Here is an 18,730-nt window from a genome sequence, read left to right as displayed (position 1 = left end):
CTTCCTTAAAGTTAACCAATAGATGATTAGCATAGACAAAACGGAAAGCAACAGGTGGCTGCAGCTGTGGATAGTATCGTCCGCGGCCTTTTTATCGGTGATAGATATTTTTATTGTGAATGTGGCGCTGCCTTCCATACAAGGGGGGCTGCACAGTACGGACGGGGACCTGCAGCTGGTGATAGCGGCCTACCTGACGGGCTATGCGGCGTTTTTAATCACAGGCGGCCGCCTGGGCGACTACCTCGGCAAAAAGCGTGTATTCGTTGCCGGTATGCTGCTGTTCACCCTGCTCTCCTGCTGCTGCGGCCTGGCGCAAACGGCCGGGCAGCTCAATGCCTTCCGGTTCCTGCAAGGGGTCAGCGCTGCATTGATGGTGCCCCAGAGCATTGCGTACATACACCTGCTGTTCCCCCTGCACGAAGCGCGCATCAAGGCATTGGGCGTGTATGGCAGCATTGCCGGTACGGCATCTGTAATCGGGCAGCTGCTGGGCGGTATTATTCCGGACATGCATTTTTTAATGGACGGCTGGCGCTGGATCTTCCTCATTAATCTGCCTGTGGGGTTAATTGCAGCCTGGCTGGCGGTGAAATACCTGCATGAAACGCCGCGCGTCGGGGAGTCCCGCTTTGATCGTTCCGGCGTGGTGTTACTGACCGTGATGCTGGTATGCCTGATCTATCCCCTCATCCGCGGCAGGGAGCTGGGCTGGCCGGTTTGGGCGGTGGCCATGCTCGTGGGCTCCCTGGTACTGCTGGTGGTATTTATCCTTGACCAGCGGCGCAAAGGCTTGCTGCAACAGGCGCCATTGATCGATTTGCAGCTGTTTGGCTTCCGTGATTTCAACGTCGGCCTGGGGGCGGTATTGTTCTATTTCATGGTGCAGGACAGTTATTTTCTTATTAACGCCGTACTGCTGCAAAACGGGCTGGGCTTCAGTTCCAGCCTGACGGGCCTGTTGTTTGCCGCGCAGGGAATTGGGTATGTGGTGGCTGCAGTATCCTCCATCCGGCTGGTAAAAGCTTATGGCCGCAAGGTCCTCATTGCCGGCGTGCTGCTGATGGCGGTCTGTTTGTACGGGCATATCAGGTTATTTAGGGGAGATGTGCATGTTTCCGCCGGTACCTGCCTGCTGTTATTCTTATATGGCATGGGGTGCGGGTCCGTCTTACCGTCGCTGCTGACACTCAGTATGCGTAGCATACCACCGGCCTTTGCCGGCGCTGCTTCAGGGCCCTACACTACTTTTCAGCAAACGGCCGTGGCGCTTGGGGTAGGCGTGAGCGGCGGGATATTTTTCGGGCTGCTGAAAGGCCCATCGCAGGCAGCGGGATACGAGCATGCTTATGCCGTGGCAACGTGGGTGAATATCGGATTTTTGCTGGTTACGGCGGGGTTGTTGTATTTGCTGCCGGAGAAGGCGGAGGGGTAGAAAGGGTTGCTGCTTTGCGACCAGCGTCACAAAGCAGCAACCGCCTATTAAGCTTGCTTGCGCAGATATTTAGTGAGAATAACAATCGTCTGCCCTTCAATCTTACCTTCGATCTGCTCCGTATTATCCGGCACGAGGCGGATGTTTTTCACTACAGTCCCCAGCCTGGCGTTCAGGGAAGTTCCCTTAACGTCCAGGGATTTGGTGAGTACCACCGTGTCCCCGTTTTGGAGTACCGCGCCATTGGCATCCCGGTGCAAATCAACCGTGGCATCATTTTCATGATCGCCGGAAGCCTTTGCCCATGCCAGCCTTTCCTCGTCGAGGTACATCATGTCCAGTTGTTCGGCGGCCCAGCTTTGCTCCCGCAGGCGGTTGAGCATGCGCCAGGAAATTACCTGTACGCCGGGTACTTCGCTCCACATGCTGGTAGTGAGGCAGCTCCAGTGAGCAGGGTCCAGCTCCGCTTTTTTGTCGACCTGTGTGCGACAAGTATTACACAGCAATACGCTGTAATCTTCTACCGCGCCGGTTGCCGGCAGTACTTCATAAGTTTTCAGATCGGTATTACCCCCGCAAACTTCGCAGTTGCCGCCGCTACGCGCGTTCAAAATAGCATCCAGTGTCATATGTCCTTCAAAAATTAAGCGGCGAAGATAAGGTTTTTCCCCCGGGTATAGCGCCGCCTACAACACGCTCACCGGCCGCTTCTGATCATCGATCGCCACAAAAGTAAACGTACCGGAAATCGCCAGCTCCCTGCTATCGCTATACATCTCCTCCACGAAAATATCCACCTTCACCTTCATACTGGTATTGCCCACTTTAATCACCTGGCCGATCAGCTCAATGATGGTGCCGGCAGGGATAGGCTTGGTAAAATCAATCCTGTCGGACGATACCGTTACCACCTTTTTGCGCGTAAAACGGGTAGCCGTGATAAATGCCACTTCATCCATCAGGTACATGGCCGTACCGCCAAACATGGTGTCGTAATGATTGGTGCTATCCGGAAATATCGCTTTGAAGATATGCGTTTCCGATGCCTGCATGCGTGCTGCTATAGTCATATTACTTTGTTTTTGCGCCGTCAAAAATTCCCGCCTTTTCCCTGAGCGTTCTGGCGGCAGCCACCATAGCGGCAACCGCTGCTTTGGTTTCTGGCCAGTCCCGCGTTTTCAGGCCGCAGTCCGGGTTTACCCAGAGCTGCTCCGCAGGGATCACCGTCATCGCTTTTTCCATCAGGGCTACCATTTCCTCCCCGGAAGGAATGCGGGGAGAGTGAATATCGTACACTCCCGGCCCAATATCGTTAGGATATTGGAAACTGGCAAAACCTTCCAGTAATTCATGCTGGGAGCGGCTCGTTTCGATCGTGATCACATCCGCATCCAGCGCGGCGATGCTTTCAAAGATATCATTGAACTCCGCGTAGCACATATGGGTATGGATCTGCGTTTTGTCCTGCACGCCGGAAGAGGCTACCTTAAATGCCCGTACGGCATGATACAGGTAATTCTCCCAATTCTCTTTACGCAGGGGCAGGCCTTCGCGCAGCGCCGGCTCATCGATCTGTATCACTTTGATGCCGGCAGCTTCCAGGTCTTGCACCTCATCGCGGATGGCGAGCGCTATCTGCAGGCAGGTAGCGGCGCGGGGCTGGTCGTTGCGGACGAAGCTCCATTGCAGGATGGTAACAGGGCCGGTGAGCATGCCTTTCACGGGGCGACTGGTGAGGGATTGCGCGTATTGGGTGTAATACACCGTCATGGCGTCTTTGCGGGCCACGTCGCCAAAAATCACCGGTGGTTTCACGCAGCGGCTGCCATAGCTCTGCACCCATCCGTAGCGGGTAAACACAAATCCTTCCAGCTGCTCGCCGAAGTACTCCACCATATCGTTCCGCTCAAATTCCCCGTGCACCAATACATCCATGCCTATCTCCTCCTGCCAGCGGATGGAGGCCGCTGTTTCTTCCCTGATCAGCGCATCGTATTCCGCAGGCGTCAGCTCTCCTTTCTTCCACTTGTTGCGCCAGGAGCGCACGGCCGGCGTTTGCGGGAAAGAGCCGATGGTGGTGGTAGGGAATTTAGGCAGCTGCAAAACCTGTTGCTGTATTTTCTTCCGTTGCGGGAAAGGCGTAGCGCGGCGTGCATCCTCCTCCGTTATGGCGGCAGCGCGGGCGGCTACTGCAGGGCGGTGAATCAGCGGGGAAGTCCTGCGGGATTCCATCGCAGCCTGGTTATCTTTTAAATCCTGCAACGCATTCACGGATGGATTGCCGGAGGCGAGTTCCGCCAGCGTTTTCACTTCATCCAGTTTTTGCTTTGCAAAAGCCATCCAGGATTTAATCGTTGGGGGCAGGCTCTCTTCGTCCGTTTCCAGGTCCAGGTCGCAGGGCACGTGCAGCAGGGAGCAGGATGGCGCCAGCAGCAACCGCTCGTTGCCCAGCGCTTGCTGCGCTTTTTGAATCAGCGCGAGGGATTGCTGGTAATCGTTTTTCCAGATATTGCGGCCGTCCACAACGCCAAGGGATAAACGCAGTTTTTTATGCCGGATGTCCGTCGCGAGGATGTCATCTAACTGGGACGGGCAACGGACCAGGTCCAGGTGCAGGGTTTGCACCGGCAGCTGCAGCGCCGTTTGCAGGTTTTCGCCATAGCATTCAAAATACGAAGCGAGGATGAAATGCATATGCGGAAACGCCTGCTGGAAGGTAGTATAGGCTTTTGTCACCGCCTCCTGCTCTACCTTGTTGAGGTTGAGAGAGAGGCATGGCTCGTCAAACTGGATGTAATGCGCATCCAGCTCATTGAGTTTGGAGAGTACTTCCAGGTACACAGGCAGCAGCTTATTCAGCAATTGCAGGCGGTGGAAGCCTTTCTCCTTTTCCTTGCCCAGCAGCAGGAACGATACAGGCCCCAGCAGTACAGGCTTTGCCTGGAAGCCGGCGCGCTTAGCTTCATGGAACTGGGTAATTACCTTTTCGGAGAAGAGGGAAAACTGCTGATTGGCGGAAAATTCCGGCACAATGTAATGGTAGTTGGTATCAAACCATTTGGTCATTTCCATGGCGGTAACGTCCAACCCATCCCGCTGGTAACCGCGCGCCATGGCAAACTGCAGGTCCAGCCCGGGCAGCTGTTTGTCTACCAGCAATTCATGGTAACGGGCAGGAATGGCGCCCGTCATCAGGCAGGTGTCCAGCACATGATCATAAAAGGAGAAATCATTGCAGGGAATGATATCGATGCCTGCATCCTTTTGCAGGTACCAGTTGTTGAGGCGAATGCTCCGGGCGGTTTGTTCCAGCTCCGTAGCGCTGATCTTACCTGCCCAATAGGCTTCATTGGCTTTCTTCAGCTCCCTGTGGGCGCCGATCCGGGGGTATCCCAGGTTATGTGTTATCATGGCTCATCCGGTTTTAACATGAATAAAACTGATTACTCCATTACCTGCGTGCCCTGAGGTGGGAAGGATGCGCGCAATAGCTGCTGCGTACGCCAGGCTACCGCTGCGCTCCTGAAAGCTGACCCACTTCAGTCCACGAAAGTAATTGTCAACATGCAGATAAGGCAGGTCTCCTGGCTTGCAGTATTTTATCTGTTCTTCTCACCGGCTATGCCGGCAATGAACATCAGGTAGATAAAATTCAGGTACTGCTTACAGTTGCGGGACAGCCAGTGATTTGCACACTATTCCCTTTTAATGCTGTTGCGGATACAACAGCCACCGTTATCTGTATCAAAAAGTAATAATGAGCGCAATTTACAGAACAAATACCCACAAAATCAAATAAATATAGAAATAAGTATAATTTTCTGTTGTCTACGTAGAACAAAACACAAATCAATCAATGATTAAAAGAAAAAAATTCCAAAAATAAAAAAACCGGCGTCCTCTCAGGACGCCGGCTTTATGAATGGTTGGTTGGTGATGGCAAATATTTACCGCTCTCTGTAGCTCAACGCCCTGATCTTCCCAAATCCCGTGTATGCGGACTTCTTCGTAAACGCTGCATGCGCATTCACAAAGTCCGCCGGGTAATACCCTTCCAGCGTACCCACACCGGTCCCTTCATGATACGACCCCACCATCACATGACTCGCAGGATGCTCCGGATCCGTTGAAAAATAAGTAGAGCGCAGGAAAATATGCTGATCCAGGTACGTAATCTTCTCCTCTCCCTTATCCAGCACCAGGTAACTCTGGTCAGGATAAAACTTGCTGGTAGCATAGACTTTTCCGCCCACTGCATAAAACAGCGTACCGTAATTACGGTCCACGGTAAACAGCGTCGCTTTGTCAATATCCGTACCCGTCAGGCGTACATACCTGTCCTGCGAAGTACCACTGCTAAGGTTAAACGTAGCCAGCCAGGTAGCGCCGTCCGCTCCCCGCAGGATCGCATAGGTCAGCGTGTTAAATAAAGTGGTTTTCATCCACACAAGGTCCTTCTTCACATCATTGAAGTCAAACAGCGGGTCAGGAATCGCATTCGGCTGCACCGGCGTACAGGTGCCTGCGCCCTGCGTATAGCGTAAGAAGCGCTTCTTCTCTGTATCAAACAACACGGCGTCGAAGGTCCTGCCGGTGTTCTGATACCGGCAGAAAAACGGCGCTGCTTTAAATGTCTTCCCTTCGGTCGATACGTTGTTGATCGGCCGGGAAGCTTCGTAATAAGCGCTCGGCGCACGTTCGAAGAAGTTGCCCTTGTTATCATACACATACAGGTAAGCGCCGTTTACGCCTATACCACGGCCATTACCGCAAAAGCCGGGACGGAACGAGGCAGAGTCCTGCAAGATAAATTCCCGCGCAATCGTCCACTGCCACCGCGTGGTCAGCACGTCATTGCGGAGCTTCCACGCCCCCTGGTCCGTGCAGATATAAATCCACTCCGCATCGGCGGCCGTCACCTTGGTAGAGTCGTGCCCCGGGCCCGGTACCTGGTTGGAGGTAGGCGTGCTGTAAGTATAGCATATATCCCTCGCCCCTGTCAGCTGCCGCGGTATAACGGGCGAGTTACGCAAAATATCCCGCGCAATCGTAGGGGCCTGCCCGTTTACAAAGTTCACCATATCCAGCTGCGCCCGGCCCTGCACTTCGCTAAACACCAGCCAGCCTTCGTAAGTGCCGGTCACCACGCTCAGCGCATTGGCGTTCGACTTCTTGGAGTACAAATTATTCGTCTTCGTATCACGCATCCTGAAAATCAGCGTGTACTTGCCCGGAGGTATGACCACATAGGCTTTCAGCTCCCGGCTGGAATCCAGCACGTAATCCGCATTTCCCGTAGAGGCAATCCACTGGTAAGTGAACCTGCCCGGTTCATCGAGGATGCTGCTGTCCAGCAAAGCGCTTACCGGCAACTTCACCTTCAGCGTATCGTACTGAAACACCCGCAAGGTATCGGGCATCTTCCCCAGTTCGATGCTGTTGATTGCCTTGTAATCATAATTCCCCAGGTCCTTGTAACAACCCGCTGCAAATACCGCCAGCAGCGATACCAGCACCAGCCGCAAAAAGTTTTCTCTTATATACACCATAAAAAAAGTTCAGTTTAAATTGCGCATTAATTAACCGGTACCAGGCAGCTGTTCACCGCATTCTTCCCGGCCTCCATCGGAAACTCCACCCCAGTAATATCATCCTTATCCATGAGCGGGTTGCCGGCATCCTTCCTCGCTTTCAGGTAGCAGTAAAACTGCTTGGCCATACCATCCAGGTAACTCACGGAAATATTGGCCGTCAGCAGGTAGGATAAGGTCACGCCCATATAATCCGCCAGCGCTCTCACCTTGGTGGTACTGAACGGCCCCAGCAGGTTAACGCCATAGGCTATACGCCACCACATCGGCGCAGGGATGTTATCATAGATACCATAGGTCCGCGTAATCACATTCTTCCTCACGCCGTTCACCATCCTTGCGCTATAGGAGGTATCCAGCCCGTCCCCCGCGCCTTCCAGCGATACGGTCAAATACAGCGGCCGTTTCAGCAGCTCCGGGATACGCTTTACTTTCAGCGGCACATATGCCCGCACCTGCCCGGCCTTTAATACACAGTCATCTGGGTTTAGCGTGTAAGCGTCCGCCGGCAGGGTGGAATGTTCCGTGTCAATCTTCAAACGAAACTTCCGGTCCGCCGGGGATACCTGCCCCATCATCCGTACTTCCAGCGCCAGCACAAACTCGGTCACGCTGCCGCTGATGCCGCCGCTGTTCACCGTCACCGTGTCCATACGGCTGACCGTATCTATATTGGTGCTGGTCCAGTACACGCCCATGGTGGAATCGGTAAGCTTGTAATACAGCCCCAGGGAGTCCATGGCCGACTGGTTGAAGTACACGGCGCCGGAGGCTGAAAACGTCAGCAGGGCCGACTTCTTACAGGCGTTAAACACAAACGGGATCGCTGCCAGCAGCGTCAGGATCGTCAAATATCTTTTCATACTCCTGTGTTAGTTATTTGGTTGATGAATAACAAGTTCATTGTCCGGAACCGGCACAACGTAACTGGCTTTGGTGAGCTTCAAATCCTTCGCATCGTAGTTATTGGGAATAGTTGTTACCAGCTTGCGTTTGTAGTAGTAAAACAGCTGGCCTTCCAGCCAAAACTCCCGCATATATTCCTTCCCGATATGCGCCTGCAAATCCGCCACCGGCGTCACCGCGGCAATATTCCTCGCTTTCTTCAACTGGTTGACGTAATTGACGCCCTCGTTCGGGTCCGGCGCAGTTTCCGCTGCAATCAGCAAACATTCCGACGCGCGGAGGATAGGGATCAGCTCCCCTTTCGCAAACTTGTAAATACAGATGGAAGCGCTGGCGCCATTGTTCGGCTTGGAAAAAATAGCGCCGTTATACCGCTGGTCATCCTCCGTACCAAAGCAATTCAGCAGCACCTGCGGCGCCGGGAAAAGGAAGTTGGTAGTAGTGGCCACATCGGGGGAATAATAGGTATTATAGGTATCTATCAGCTTGGTGTTCTGAAACGCCAGCACGGCATCGCCCGTCAGCGCGGGATCAGCGGCCGTATTGCTGTAAGGCGTAAAACCATAGCGCCCGTTCATGCTGTTGATCACTTGTTTGGCATAGGCATAGGCGCTTGCTTTGTCGCCCCGGTACAACGTCATCCTCGCCAGCAGCGCCGTCGCGGAAAAATAATTAAAGAACGGCTTGCGGAAGGCATAGCCGGAATCCAGCAGGCTGCGGGCCTGCGCCGCATCGCGGATCAGGCTGTCCATCAGCTGGTTGGCTTTCATATAGCCGTTAGGGTTACGGGACACCGTGGTGTAATACGGAATGGCTTCCTTCACGGAATCTACGCTGTACACCGGCCCGAAGAGCCGCAGCAGGTCAAAGTACAGGAAGCTGCGCAACGCCAGCGCCTCCCCTTTCACCTTGTTAAACGCACTGTCGGAAAAAACGGATTTCTTCCCGTCTATCTGCTGCAACAGGTTATTCAGGTTCGCAATCTGCGTATAGGCGCTCGCCCATATGCCGGCGAACATATCCTTGGTCACCTTGTCGCCATAGTTCAAATCCGCCACCGGCTTGTACGACATCTGCAGGGAGCCGCTCACATTGGATTGCATGTAACGCTGGGCCAGCAGCTCCGGCGCTACCATGTTTATCATACCGCCGTACATCTGTTTCTGGGCCAGCGCCAGGTACACCCCGTTCAGGTGGGATTCAAATCCCTGCTGGGTATTGTAGGCGTCCGATTCCAGGATACTTGTATCCGGCTTTACATCCAGGTATTTGTTGCAGGCGCCCGCTATCACTACCATTGCGCCCAGCATCAAACAGTTGATATATCTTCTGATCATAATTTTAAAATTAGAAAGTAGCACTTAATGAAAACGAAACTGTCCGCGCATAAGGGTAGGTAATACCGCGCTCACGCTGTATGGTAGACAACCGGAAGATGTCGTTCAGATAACCCGTCATCCGCAAACCCTTTAGGCGCGCATATTGCAGCCAGGGCGAGCCCTGCATGTCGTAACTCAGGGAAATGGACTCGCCGCTCAGCGTACTTTCCTTTTGCACAAACCTGGAACTGATAGGCACGCTCGCGGTTTGACTGATAGCCTTGAACTGTGCCACGTCCCCCGGTTGCTTCCAGCGGTCCGTCAGTGCGCGCAGATCCATATTTTCCACGTACACGGTACCCAAACTGATATTCTCCACTTTATTGTACAGCGCCGTATTCATCTGGTACGCGTTGAGGGTATAACGCAGGTTCACCGTGGCCACAAAGCCTTTATACTGCACGGAAGTGCCGATCACGCCCTGCAAATCCGGTTGCTTGTTGCCGATGTTCACCACATCGCCGGCATTGTAGGTGAAGGTGCGCTCGCCGTTTTTAGTGAGGAACACTTCCTTGCCTGTCGCCGGGTCGATACCGAGGGAACGCACCGCCCAAATATCATCCGGGCTCGCGCCGTCGTAATAGCGCGTCAGCAGCTGGTTCATCTGGGCTGATTCATCAGTGATGCCGGTATTGCCTGTTTCATTATTCTTATTCAGCACGTTCAGCTTGTTGCCCAATCCGCCGTAAACGGATTTCACTTTGGTAGCGCTGGCATTGATACGCCAGTAGAAGCGCTCCTTCGGCATGTTGATCACGGTGGCTCTTACAATCGCGTCAAAACCTGTAGCCGTCATGTTACCGATATTGATCATCTGGCTGCCGTTACCCACGGAAGGCGCGCTGGGCAAGGATACCACCAGCGGATCGGTGAACTTGTGGAATACGTTCACGGTGAATGCCAGCCTGTCTTTAAACATACGCGCTTCCACGCCTGCCGTTTTATTCAGCGTCTTTTGCCACGCCAGGTCCGGGTTGCCCCAGATGTCCACCAGCACGCCGTTCCCGCGTTCGTTGATCATACCCGGGATATACGTCATCGTGGTGAAGGTATTGTAGCTGCCAAAGCCCTGGTTGCCGGGATTGCCCACGCTTCCATGCACCTGGAAGTAGTTGAGCAGCTGGCCGCGGCGGAACCATTTTTCGTTGTGTACGTTCCAGGCCATGCTAAGCGTCCAGGTGTTGGTAAAGCGCCTGTTGGAGCCAAATACGGAGGAGCCGTCCTTACGGATAGTGGCATCTGCCATGTACCGGCGGTCGTACCCGTAGTGGGCGTTGAAAAATCCGCTGGCGCTGCGCGTGGCCGCCTTGCGGTAGCCTGGCGTGCCGCCTTCCAGGTAACCGGTACCAAAGGCGGGGTTCATCACCGTCGCCTGCGGAAAGCCCACAGCCGTATAGCTGTCGGAAGTAGCGGAGTTATCCAGCAGGGTAAAACCCGGCACCACGTTGATTTCATGCTTGCCGTTCAGCACCACGCCATAGCTCCCCTGTAAAAATGCTTCATAGGAAAATCCTTTCGTTCTGCCGTGCACGTAGCGGCCTTTCTGATCAAACTTCACATTGTCGTACTCCGTGTTGTTGGGCGAGCGCAATAACTCCGTTTCCCCGTTGCGTTGGGTAACGGCCACCCTTGCCTCCACGCGCAGATTGTTGGTAGGCTGGTAAATGGCCCCAAACCGGTTAGAGAGCTGTATTTCATTGCTGGTATTGGTATTCGGCAGTTGCAGCTGATACAGCGGGTTGCTGGTACGTACCATCAATCCCGAGCTCATAATGGAGGAATCGAGGTAACGCTGCGTATAATTTTTTTCATAGTAAGGCAGGGCGCTCACATACGTTTCAAAGGAGCCATAGGGGGATTCCGTCGCTTTGAAGCCGGACAGCATGAATTTGTTCGTAAAGGAAAATTTCCCCGAACGATAGATGAGGTCAATATTACCGTTACCGATATTTCTGCCGGAGCCTTTCATCACCCCTTCTACTTTGCCGTATTTCATACCCAGGCCATAGCGGAATTTCCCTTCACCGCCGTCCGCATAGATGGAATAGTTCTGCGCTAGCGCAACGGAGGTCAGCGGTTCGCCCATCCAGTAAGTATTTACGCCACGCAGCACGCGGTTCAGGCGGGAGTTGTAAACGGAGTCGAAGTCCGCCTGCTTGGGCAGCCCGCCGGTATTGGTGGTGTACACTCCTGCCAGCCGCTGGTATTCCAGTACCTGCGCGGCATTCATCATATTGTAATCCCGCAGGTCCGGCATGGATGCTGTGTAGTCCGCATTAAACGATAAACTCATCGCGCCGTTCTTCGGCACCTTCGTTTCCACTACCACCACGCCGTTAGCGGCTTTTGAGCCATAGATGGCAGTAGACGCGGCATCTTTCAGGATCGTGATGGAGGCCACGCGGTTGATATCCAGTCCCATGATGGTCACCAGGTCAGATTCAAAACCATCCAGGATAAACAGCGGCTGGTTCGGATCATTTTGCAAAGCGTCCGTCTGCCCTATCAGGCTGGTTTTGCCCTGGATAGCCAGGTTCGGCATCACGTTGGGATTGGAGCCCGCCAGGTTGTTTTCCAGCACCAGCATGGAAGGGTCCAGGGAGCGTAAGCTCTGGATGATGTTCTGGTTGCCGGTGGTCTTCAGCTGTTCGCCGGTGTACACAGAGTAAGCGCCGGTAAAGCTTTCCTTCTTACGGGTGAAGATACCGGTGGTCACTACCACTTCATTCATTTTTTGGGAAGCCACTACCATGCGTACGTTGATTTCCGTGCGGCGGTTCACTTTCACCGTCTGCGGCTCATAGCCTACCAGCCGGAAGAGCAGCACGCCATCCGCCGGCACGCCCGTGAGCGTATAGTTGCCCGAGGCGTCTACGGCGGCGCCGCGGTTGGCGCCCTGTATCATTACAGTGGCGCCAACCAGCGGGTTACCGTCAGGATCTGTGATGCGCCCGCGCACGGTGATCGTTTCCGGCGGCGTAACGGCGAGGTCTTTATCCCCTTCCGATTTCGCCTTTACAAAAACGGTTTTGCTGCTTTCCCTGATTTCAAAGGTTAGCGACGATCCCTTTAAACACTGGTCCATCGCCTCTTTCAGGGAAGCGTTTTGCACATCCACGGTTACCGGCCTTGCCTGGTCCAGCTGTTCCTGGTCCCAGAAAAAGGTAAACCCTGTTTGCTGCCTGAGCTGAACAAACACCTTTTGCAAAGCCATGTTCCGCACATGTAGGTTGATCCGCTGCGCATAGGCATTGGCGCTGACCTGCAAGGTAGCTACCAGGATCAGCATTGCAGTAATTCTCATTCTAATCAGCAATTTGGTTGATGATGACATTTGAATCAATGGTTGGTTTTTGATCTATAGTTGGTAATAATAGCGGCAAAGCAATCCCCCGGCCTTGTTACGAAGGCTGACTTACCTGGCATCAATATTTGGGCATGAATGAATGAAGGCAGTGTTAATTGTTCACTGTTCGCACTACGGTTGAAACATTGTACTATTGATCGTTTATGGTTGCTTACTTGTTACAATAATGGCCGATCCGTCGATTTTCGTCTGTAACCCGTGCTCATGCAGTAATTCCAGCATGGTGGCAAGGGGCGTATGCTTATCTGTTATATATCCTAACTTATCCGGCGGCAGCTTGCCCTGCACAATGATGTCCACATTATACAGGCGGGATATTTGTCGCAACACGGCCGCCATATCCTGCCCCTGCACGTTGATCTCTCCCGTCCTCCACCCTGCAACACTGCCGGTATCCACGTTCGTCACGGAGATGCCGCTTTCCTTTACCACGGCCATTTTCCCGGGCTTCAGCACTACGGCTTCCTTCCCTGCCATCACTTTCACGGCGCCGCTCACCAGCGTTGTTTGCTGCTGCGTTTCATCCGCGTAATCCATGATATTGAAGGCTGTGCCCAGCACCTGTATCGATGAGCGGGAAGTGTTTACAATAAAGGGTTTGGCCGCATCCTGCCGGATGTCGAAATATACCTCCCCGGTAATGCTGACCACTCTTTCCTGCCCGAAGGCCACAGGGTACCTGATGCTGGAAGCCGCGTTCAGCCATACTTTGGAGCCATCCGGGAGTTGGAGTACAAACTGTCCGCCCCGGGGAGTGGACAACTGGTTGTACGCCCCTTCAGCGGCCGTACCATTGGATGCATATTTCAGTTCCCCGTGCTGCTGCTGAATTTGCGCGCTTCCTTCCTGGAGCTGCTGATTGCCGGCGCTGTCTAACTCCACCTGGCGCCCGTTGGCCAGGGTCAGCACGGCTTTGTTGCCCGCGGGCCGGCGCTGTTCCATTGCCAGGGTATGTTGTTTTTTTTGTTTTTGGAGAGAAGAATAAATGCCGCTGCCGGCCAGGAGCAACGTAACGGCGGCGGCTACACGCCAGGAGTATGCCGGTAACCACCGTACCCGCTTATCCGCCTGCTTTGCCCTGGACATTACTTTATCAAACAGCCACTGTTCCCGCTCCGGTGTCAGCAACCCGGTGCGCTCGCCATCGGCCAGCAGCTCCCCTATCGCTTCCGCCATTTCAGGATCGCCTGCACGGATACCCTGCATTAATTCCGCCAGCCCGGCGGCCGTCAGCGTGTTATCCGCCAGTCCTTCCAGCAATTCTTTCTTTCGGTTCAGCATACTACAATTACACCGCAACAGGTCCTCTTTACCCGCGCGTATTTATAAAGACACATTTTGAAACAGGGAATACTAGTCAGCGTTAAAAAATTTTTAACTTTTTTTTCAGGACAGCAACTCAGCGATACAACTCAGGAGCAAAAGCCCGTTGGCATTGGTTTCGAGGAAATGTTTGATATTTTGCAGCGCCTGGGCCATGTGGTTGCGGACGGTGTGCCTGCTGATGCCCAGCCGCGCCGCTATTTCCTCCTGGGTTAAATTTTCGTCGCGACTCATCCTGTACACCAGCTGCTGCTGGGCAGGCAACTGCAGGATAGCCTGCTGCAGCAATTGCCGGCTTTCCTTTTGCAGCAGGGCGTTTTCAGGCGTGTCCCGCACTTCGGCAAAATAATCCAGCAGCTCGTCCGTAAACGCCTGCTTGTCCGCCTTCTTCCTTAATTCATTAAAGATGTGATTACGCGCGTGAATGAAGATGTAGCTGCGTATATTGTTCACTTCAGCCAGGGCGGCCCGGTTGAGCCATAGTTTGAGAAAGATTTCCTGTACCATATCCTCCGCCATCTCGGCGGATTTGGTCAGCATGAAGGCAACGGTATATATATTATTACTGTACTCGTGAAAAAATTCACGAAAGGCAGTTTCATCTCCTGCTGCAATGCGTAGCAACAGGCTGTTGTCATTATTTATTACGGCGTCCTCCAATGCTGCGTTCTGTATCGGGGCTAAAAATAGCAAAAAAAGGAAAGAAATTATAGCCCTAAAAAAACACCGGCCGGCAGCATAACGCTGCACGGCCGGCGGTGCCCGAAATGTTAACCCTGCGGAACTCAGGAAGCCTGTGGTGTAAGCTCCGGTTCCTGCACGGCTGTATTTTTAGTTTTGATCATCTTCGAAACACGTCCCAACAGGAAGATGCCGATCATGCTGAAGCCTACTACCACCCAGCCTACGGTGTCGTAATGTTCGAGCGGACTAAAATTATCCCGCTGCGTAACGATACGGCCTGCCAGCACGGCTGCCAGCCCGCCGGCGATGGACTGCAGGGAGGAGTTGATGCTCATAAAAGCGCCCCTGTCCTGCATCTGCGGCACGGCTGAAATCAGCGCCGTTGCCGGAACCATCCTGGAAAGAATGCCTACCAGCATCAACACGTTGAGCAGGATGATCAGCCAGAAAGGACTCGGGCCGAGGTTGGTGTAAACCACCACCATCACCATCGTGTAAAGGGATGCGATGCTGAAGAGCGCAAACTTGTCAATCTTATCACTCAGCTTACCGATCAGCGGCACGGAGATCAGCGATACGCAACCCGCAAAGGTGAACAGCACCGGTAACTGGCCGGCGGTAACATGCAGGTTGTTGATCGCAAACGCTGAACCGAAAGGCATCATCATAAATCCGCCTACTGATAACAGCGCCGTTGCCAGAAAAGCAATCCGGTAATTACGCTTGTTGAAAGTATGCAGCAGGTGCTGTACCGGGCTTTTATCCGATTGCAGCGCCAGGTGAGCGGTAACCGCCGGCAGGCGCATCACGATCATCGCCAGCACCAGGCCCGCCAGTATCACCACCATGAAAAACGGCGCTTCCCAGCCCCAGTGGTTCGCGATGTACAGGCTGATAGGAATCCCCAGCACCTGGCTGGCGCCAAAGCCCATCTGCATGAAGCCCATCACGCGGCCACGCATTTCAAGTGGAAATAAATCGGTGATAATAGCCATGGACACGCTGCCGATCACACCGCCAAAAATACCGGTGACGATCCTGGCGGCAACCAGCATAGCGTAGGTCTGCGCCAGGCCGCAGCAGAGCGTACCTGCAATAAATCCTGCATAAAAGAAAATGAGCAGCTTCTTACGGTCATACTTATCCGCAAATCCTGCGGTCAGCAAACCGGAGATGCCCGCGCTGAAAGCATAGGCAGCCACCACGATGCCAAAGTGATCAGGCGAAATTTTCATAGACTTCATCAGCATATCACCCAGGGGCGACATCACCATGAAATCGAGAATAACAGTAAACTGCGTGAGTGCCAGCATCACCACGACCAGCTTCTGTTGAGGGCTAAACGATTGTTGTGTTTTCATAAAAATTACTATGTATATATGGAGCTAAAAACTTATGACTTTTTTAAAGCTTTAATCACCCGCTCAAAGGTCTGGCGCATCACCTCCTGCGAAAAAGTAAAGGAGCGCCCGCCGATACTTTTACCTTCCTGGTGAAACCGTATCAGGGTGTACAACGGCGCAAAAGCTACCGCCCAGTACACTTCCAGCTGCACCTCTTCTATCTCCCCGTTATCCCGGGCATGCTGCAAAAAGCTGCCCATATGCTTGCGCATCTCCTCCGACATCCCATGCAATAAACGCTCTCCAAAAGCGGTATTCCGGATCTTTTCCATGAACAGGTTCAGCTCCTTGTGCTTCAGCGCATGCTCGGAACGGTTCTTCCATTGCACCCACAAGCCTTCTTCAAAGCTCATGTCAGGGGAAAATCCCCTGAATAAATATTCCACCCACTTCTCTACTTCCTCCTTCACAATCGTGGAAATGAGATCGTCTTTATCCTTGTAATAGATATAGATGGTAGCAGGGGAAACGCCCGCCGCCTTAGCCAAACGATTAATGCCGAAATTTTCCAGCCCTTCATTGGCAATCATTTCTATCGCCCGGGCTTTGATATTCTGAACTTTATTCTCGTCACGATATCTCATGGCGCAAAAATAAGTAAGCATTCGCTTATTTAAAAATATTTTTTCGCACGACGTGCCGGGTATATCGGGGGAAGGCTTAGGGAATGCCCTAAAAAAGAACTGGCCGGGACGTCCCGGCCAGCTTATCTGAAATTATTTTGAAACCCTTACCAGCTTCATCACCGATAAGTCGGTAGAAAAGACGTTCACCGGTATGCCGTTGTTCGACAGCGTCTGGCTTACAATCCATTTGCCGGTCAGGATGAGGGTATCCCCTGCAAACGCATAATGCTGCATCTTTTCATCCGGAAGCTTGGCGCCCGCTTCTCCCAGCGCCTCACCCACGCCGGCCGGCAGGAGTACCTTACAGGAAATGGAGTCACTCCCTTTCAGCGTATAGGGAGCGCTGCTGCTTTGCGCCGGCGCCTCCACGTATTTGGTCCCGCTGACCGGGTCCCCGCTTTCCATGCCATTAAGGTAAGTCATGTTGGTGTACGCCAGCTGGATACCCATGCTGATATCCTTCGCGGTGATGTTCTTCCCGTCAATCACCACCGTACCGTTAAAATTATCGCAGGTCACCTGCGTATTGGTGACAATCAGCGTAGGGGTCCCCATCATGTCAAAACGGGTTTCCCCACGGCCGTTGGCCGTACTGGCCACCACCCGGTAAGTGCCCGCCAGCGGGTTATTCGTATTGTTGTCAGGATTGTTGCCGGTCGATTCATCTACCGGCCCTCTCATGCGGGGCTCATCAATGACCTCCTTATTACAGGCTACTAACGCGGCGGCATACACGCCGAGGCATAATGCTTTTAAGACAGGGTGTTTCATAGGCATTCATTAATGCCCGAAGATACATATAAATAAAGAATAATTTATAAAAATACTAATTGCCTAAAGTTTTTACCGCCAGGTAGCTCATGAGTCCGGGCCCGGTTTGTAAACTCAGTTCGTCCACGTCAAACGTAGCGGTATGCAAGCCGGAAGTAATGCCCCGCTCCTCGTTGCGCACGCCCAGCCGGTAAAAGCAGGAAGGGCCGGCCTGACTGTAATAGGCAAAATCTTCCGCCGCCATCCAGATGTCCAGGTCCACCACGTTCTCCGCCCCCAGGTAGTCGACCGCATGCGCCTTGGTAGCCGCCGTCAGCGCATCGTCGTTGATCAGCACGGGATAGCCCTGGTGTATCTCCACCTCGCAAACGCCTTCCATGCCCTCGGCAATGGATACGGCCATACGGCGGATCTTTTCATGGGCCTGCCGCCGCCAGGTTTCGTCCATACAGCGGAAAGTGCCTTCTACCCTCACCTCGTCAGGTATCACGTTCGTAGCGCCGTTTGCCAGCATTTTCCCGAAAGACAGTACGGATGGTAACGAAGGATTGGCCCTGCGGGAAACGATCTGCTGCAGGGCAGTGATCATATGGCAGGCTATCAGCACCGGGTCAATGCCCAGGTGCGGCATCGCGCCATGGCCTCCCCTGCCCCGGATGGTCAGGAATATTTCATCGTTGCTGGCCATATAACGCCCGCCGCGGAAGCCCACCTTGCCCGCCGGCAGCTCCGGCATGGTATGCTGCCCTAAAATGAAATCCGGCTTAGGGTTTTGCAACACCCCTTCTTTGATCATCATGCTCGCCCCGCCAGGGATCAGCTCTTCCGCCGGCTGGAAAATGAACTTCACCGTACCGGCAAATTCATCTTTCAAACGGGTCAGTATCTCCGCCGTGGCCAGTAACGAGGACGTATGTACGTCGTGCCCGCAGGCATGCATCACGCCGGGGTTCTGCGACTTATACGGCGCCTCGTTCAGCTCCTGGATAGGCAACGCATCAATATCCGCCCGCAGCGCTACCACCGCGGAGGATGCCGCCTTGCCGCCTTTCAGCAGCGCCACCAGGCCGGTATTGGCCATCCGCTCATACGGCAGCCCGATGGCAGCGAGCCGCTCTTCTATGAATGCGGCCGTTTCAAATTCTTTATAGGACAACTCAGGGTGCGCATGCAGCCGCCTGCGATCACTCACTGTACTGGCGTGCAGGGAAGCCGCCAGCTCCCTGATCTTTTCTTTCAGCATAA

The 18,730-nt window shown here is 53.6% G+C and carries 14 protein-coding genes and 1 riboswitch; of the genes, 1 reads left to right on the top strand and 13 read right to left on the bottom strand.

The window, feature by feature from the left end:
• The first annotated feature begins 22 nt into the window (after window positions 1–22).
• On the top strand, window positions 23–1,435 hold the full coding sequence (locus BOC67_RS01050; protein WP_291906382.1) for an MFS transporter: 1,413 nt from the start codon (window positions 23–25) through the stop codon (window positions 1,433–1,435).
• A 47-nt stretch (window positions 1,436–1,482) separates the two neighbouring features.
• Here BOC67_RS01050 and BOC67_RS01045 read toward each other — a convergent pair whose 3' ends face one another.
• The 13 genes from BOC67_RS01045 to BOC67_RS00985 form a co-directional block, all read right to left on the bottom strand.
• Window positions 1,483–2,064: an alkylphosphonate utilization protein gene (locus BOC67_RS01045; protein ID WP_291906380.1), complete on the bottom strand. Its 582-nt coding sequence runs from the start codon at window positions 2,062–2,064 to the stop codon at window positions 1,483–1,485.
• A gap of 57 nt (window positions 2,065–2,121) precedes the next feature.
• Window positions 2,122–2,505 carry an acyl-CoA thioesterase gene (locus BOC67_RS01040; RefSeq protein WP_291906378.1) on the bottom strand — a complete coding sequence of 128 codons (384 nt, stop codon included), beginning with the start codon at window positions 2,503–2,505 and terminating at the stop codon, window positions 2,122–2,124.
• A gap of 1 nt (window position 2,506) precedes the next feature.
• Window positions 2,507–4,846 carry a 5-methyltetrahydropteroyltriglutamate--homocysteine S-methyltransferase gene (metE, locus tag BOC67_RS01035; RefSeq protein ID WP_291906377.1) on the bottom strand — a complete coding sequence of 780 codons (2,340 nt, stop codon included), beginning with the start codon at window positions 4,844–4,846 and terminating at the stop codon, window positions 2,507–2,509.
• Window positions 4,847–4,991: 145 nt separating this feature from the next.
• Window positions 4,992–5,187, bottom strand: a riboswitch (cobalamin riboswitch).
• A 195-nt stretch (window positions 5,188–5,382) separates the two neighbouring features.
• The gene (locus BOC67_RS01030) at window positions 5,383–6,984 is read right to left on the bottom strand and encodes a PKD-like family lipoprotein (RefSeq protein WP_291906375.1); all 1,602 of its coding nucleotides are present in this window, start codon (window positions 6,982–6,984) and stop codon (window positions 5,383–5,385) included.
• A gap of 26 nt (window positions 6,985–7,010) precedes the next feature.
• Window positions 7,011–7,889, bottom strand: a complete 879-nt coding sequence (locus tag BOC67_RS01025; protein WP_291906372.1) for a DUF4843 domain-containing protein — start codon at window positions 7,887–7,889, stop codon at window positions 7,011–7,013.
• A gap of 9 nt (window positions 7,890–7,898) precedes the next feature.
• Window positions 7,899–9,269, bottom strand: coding sequence for a RagB/SusD family nutrient uptake outer membrane protein (locus tag BOC67_RS01020; protein WP_291906370.1), 1,371 nt, complete (start codon window positions 9,267–9,269; stop codon window positions 7,899–7,901).
• A gap of 10 nt (window positions 9,270–9,279) precedes the next feature.
• Complete coding sequence (locus BOC67_RS01015; RefSeq protein ID WP_291906368.1) at window positions 9,280–12,615, bottom strand: SusC/RagA family TonB-linked outer membrane protein; 3,336 nt, start codon at window positions 12,613–12,615, stop codon at window positions 9,280–9,282.
• Window positions 12,616–12,819: 204 nt separating this feature from the next.
• Window positions 12,820–13,959, bottom strand: coding sequence for a FecR family protein (locus tag BOC67_RS01010; RefSeq protein ID WP_291906366.1), 1,140 nt, complete (start codon window positions 13,957–13,959; stop codon window positions 12,820–12,822).
• A 105-nt stretch (window positions 13,960–14,064) separates the two neighbouring features.
• Window positions 14,065–14,694, bottom strand: a complete 630-nt coding sequence (locus BOC67_RS01005) for an RNA polymerase sigma factor (RefSeq protein ID WP_291906363.1) — start codon at window positions 14,692–14,694, stop codon at window positions 14,065–14,067.
• A 92-nt stretch (window positions 14,695–14,786) separates the two neighbouring features.
• Entirely contained in the window at window positions 14,787–16,046 is a 1,260-nt protein-coding gene (locus tag BOC67_RS01000; protein ID WP_291906361.1) for an MFS transporter, read from the bottom strand.
• 32 nt (window positions 16,047–16,078) lie between these two features.
• Window positions 16,079–16,672 carry a TetR/AcrR family transcriptional regulator gene (locus BOC67_RS00995; protein WP_291906359.1) on the bottom strand — a complete coding sequence of 198 codons (594 nt, stop codon included), beginning with the start codon at window positions 16,670–16,672 and terminating at the stop codon, window positions 16,079–16,081.
• Window positions 16,673–16,804: 132 nt separating this feature from the next.
• On the bottom strand, window positions 16,805–17,485 hold the full coding sequence (locus tag BOC67_RS00990) for a hypothetical protein (protein WP_291906357.1): 681 nt from the start codon (window positions 17,483–17,485) through the stop codon (window positions 16,805–16,807).
• Window positions 17,486–17,540: 55 nt separating this feature from the next.
• On the bottom strand, window positions 17,541–18,728 hold the full coding sequence (locus BOC67_RS00985) for a M20 family metallopeptidase (RefSeq protein WP_291906355.1): 1,188 nt from the start codon (window positions 18,726–18,728) through the stop codon (window positions 17,541–17,543).
• Between the last annotated feature and the right edge of the window lie 2 nt (window positions 18,729–18,730).

Source organism: Chitinophaga sp. CB10 (assembly GCA_001870995.2).
Lineage (GTDB): Bacteria > Bacteroidota > Bacteroidia > Chitinophagales > Chitinophagaceae > Chitinophaga.
Note: the sequence above shows the minus strand (reverse complement) of the source record. Positions and strands in the feature narration are given on the sequence as shown.

Coding starts and splice junctions, on each gene's coding strand:
- BOC67_RS01030 (WP_291906375.1), bottom strand. CDS start 6,984: ATGGTGTATATAAGAGAAAACTTTTTGCGGCTGGTGCTGGTATCGCTG.
- BOC67_RS01020 (WP_291906370.1), bottom strand. CDS start 9,269: ATGATCAGAAGATATATCAACTGTTTGATGCTGGGCGCAATGGTAGTG.
- metE (WP_291906377.1), bottom strand. CDS start 4,846: ATGATAACACATAACCTGGGATACCCCCGGATCGGCGCCCACAGGGAG.
- BOC67_RS00995 (WP_291906359.1), bottom strand. CDS start 16,672: ATGAGATATCGTGACGAGAATAAAGTTCAGAATATCAAAGCCCGGGCG.
- BOC67_RS01040 (WP_291906378.1), bottom strand. CDS start 2,505: ATGACTATAGCAGCACGCATGCAGGCATCGGAAACGCATATCTTCAAA.
- BOC67_RS01000 (WP_291906361.1), bottom strand. CDS start 16,046: ATGAAAACACAACAATCGTTTAGCCCTCAACAGAAGCTGGTCGTGGTG.
- BOC67_RS01045 (WP_291906380.1), bottom strand. CDS start 2,064: ATGACACTGGATGCTATTTTGAACGCGCGTAGCGGCGGCAACTGCGAA.
- BOC67_RS01025 (WP_291906372.1), bottom strand. CDS start 7,889: ATGAAAAGATATTTGACGATCCTGACGCTGCTGGCAGCGATCCCGTTT.
- BOC67_RS00985 (WP_291906355.1), bottom strand. CDS start 18,728: ATGCTGAAAGAAAAGATCAGGGAGCTGGCGGCTTCCCTGCACGCCAGT.
- BOC67_RS00990 (WP_291906357.1), bottom strand. CDS start 17,485: ATGAAACACCCTGTCTTAAAAGCATTATGCCTCGGCGTGTATGCCGCC.
- BOC67_RS01010 (WP_291906366.1), bottom strand. CDS start 13,959: ATGCTGAACCGAAAGAAAGAATTGCTGGAAGGACTGGCGGATAACACG.
- BOC67_RS01050 (WP_291906382.1), top strand. CDS start 23: ATGATTAGCATAGACAAAACGGAAAGCAACAGGTGGCTGCAGCTGTGG.
- BOC67_RS01015 (WP_291906368.1), bottom strand. CDS start 12,615: ATGAGAATTACTGCAATGCTGATCCTGGTAGCTACCTTGCAGGTCAGC.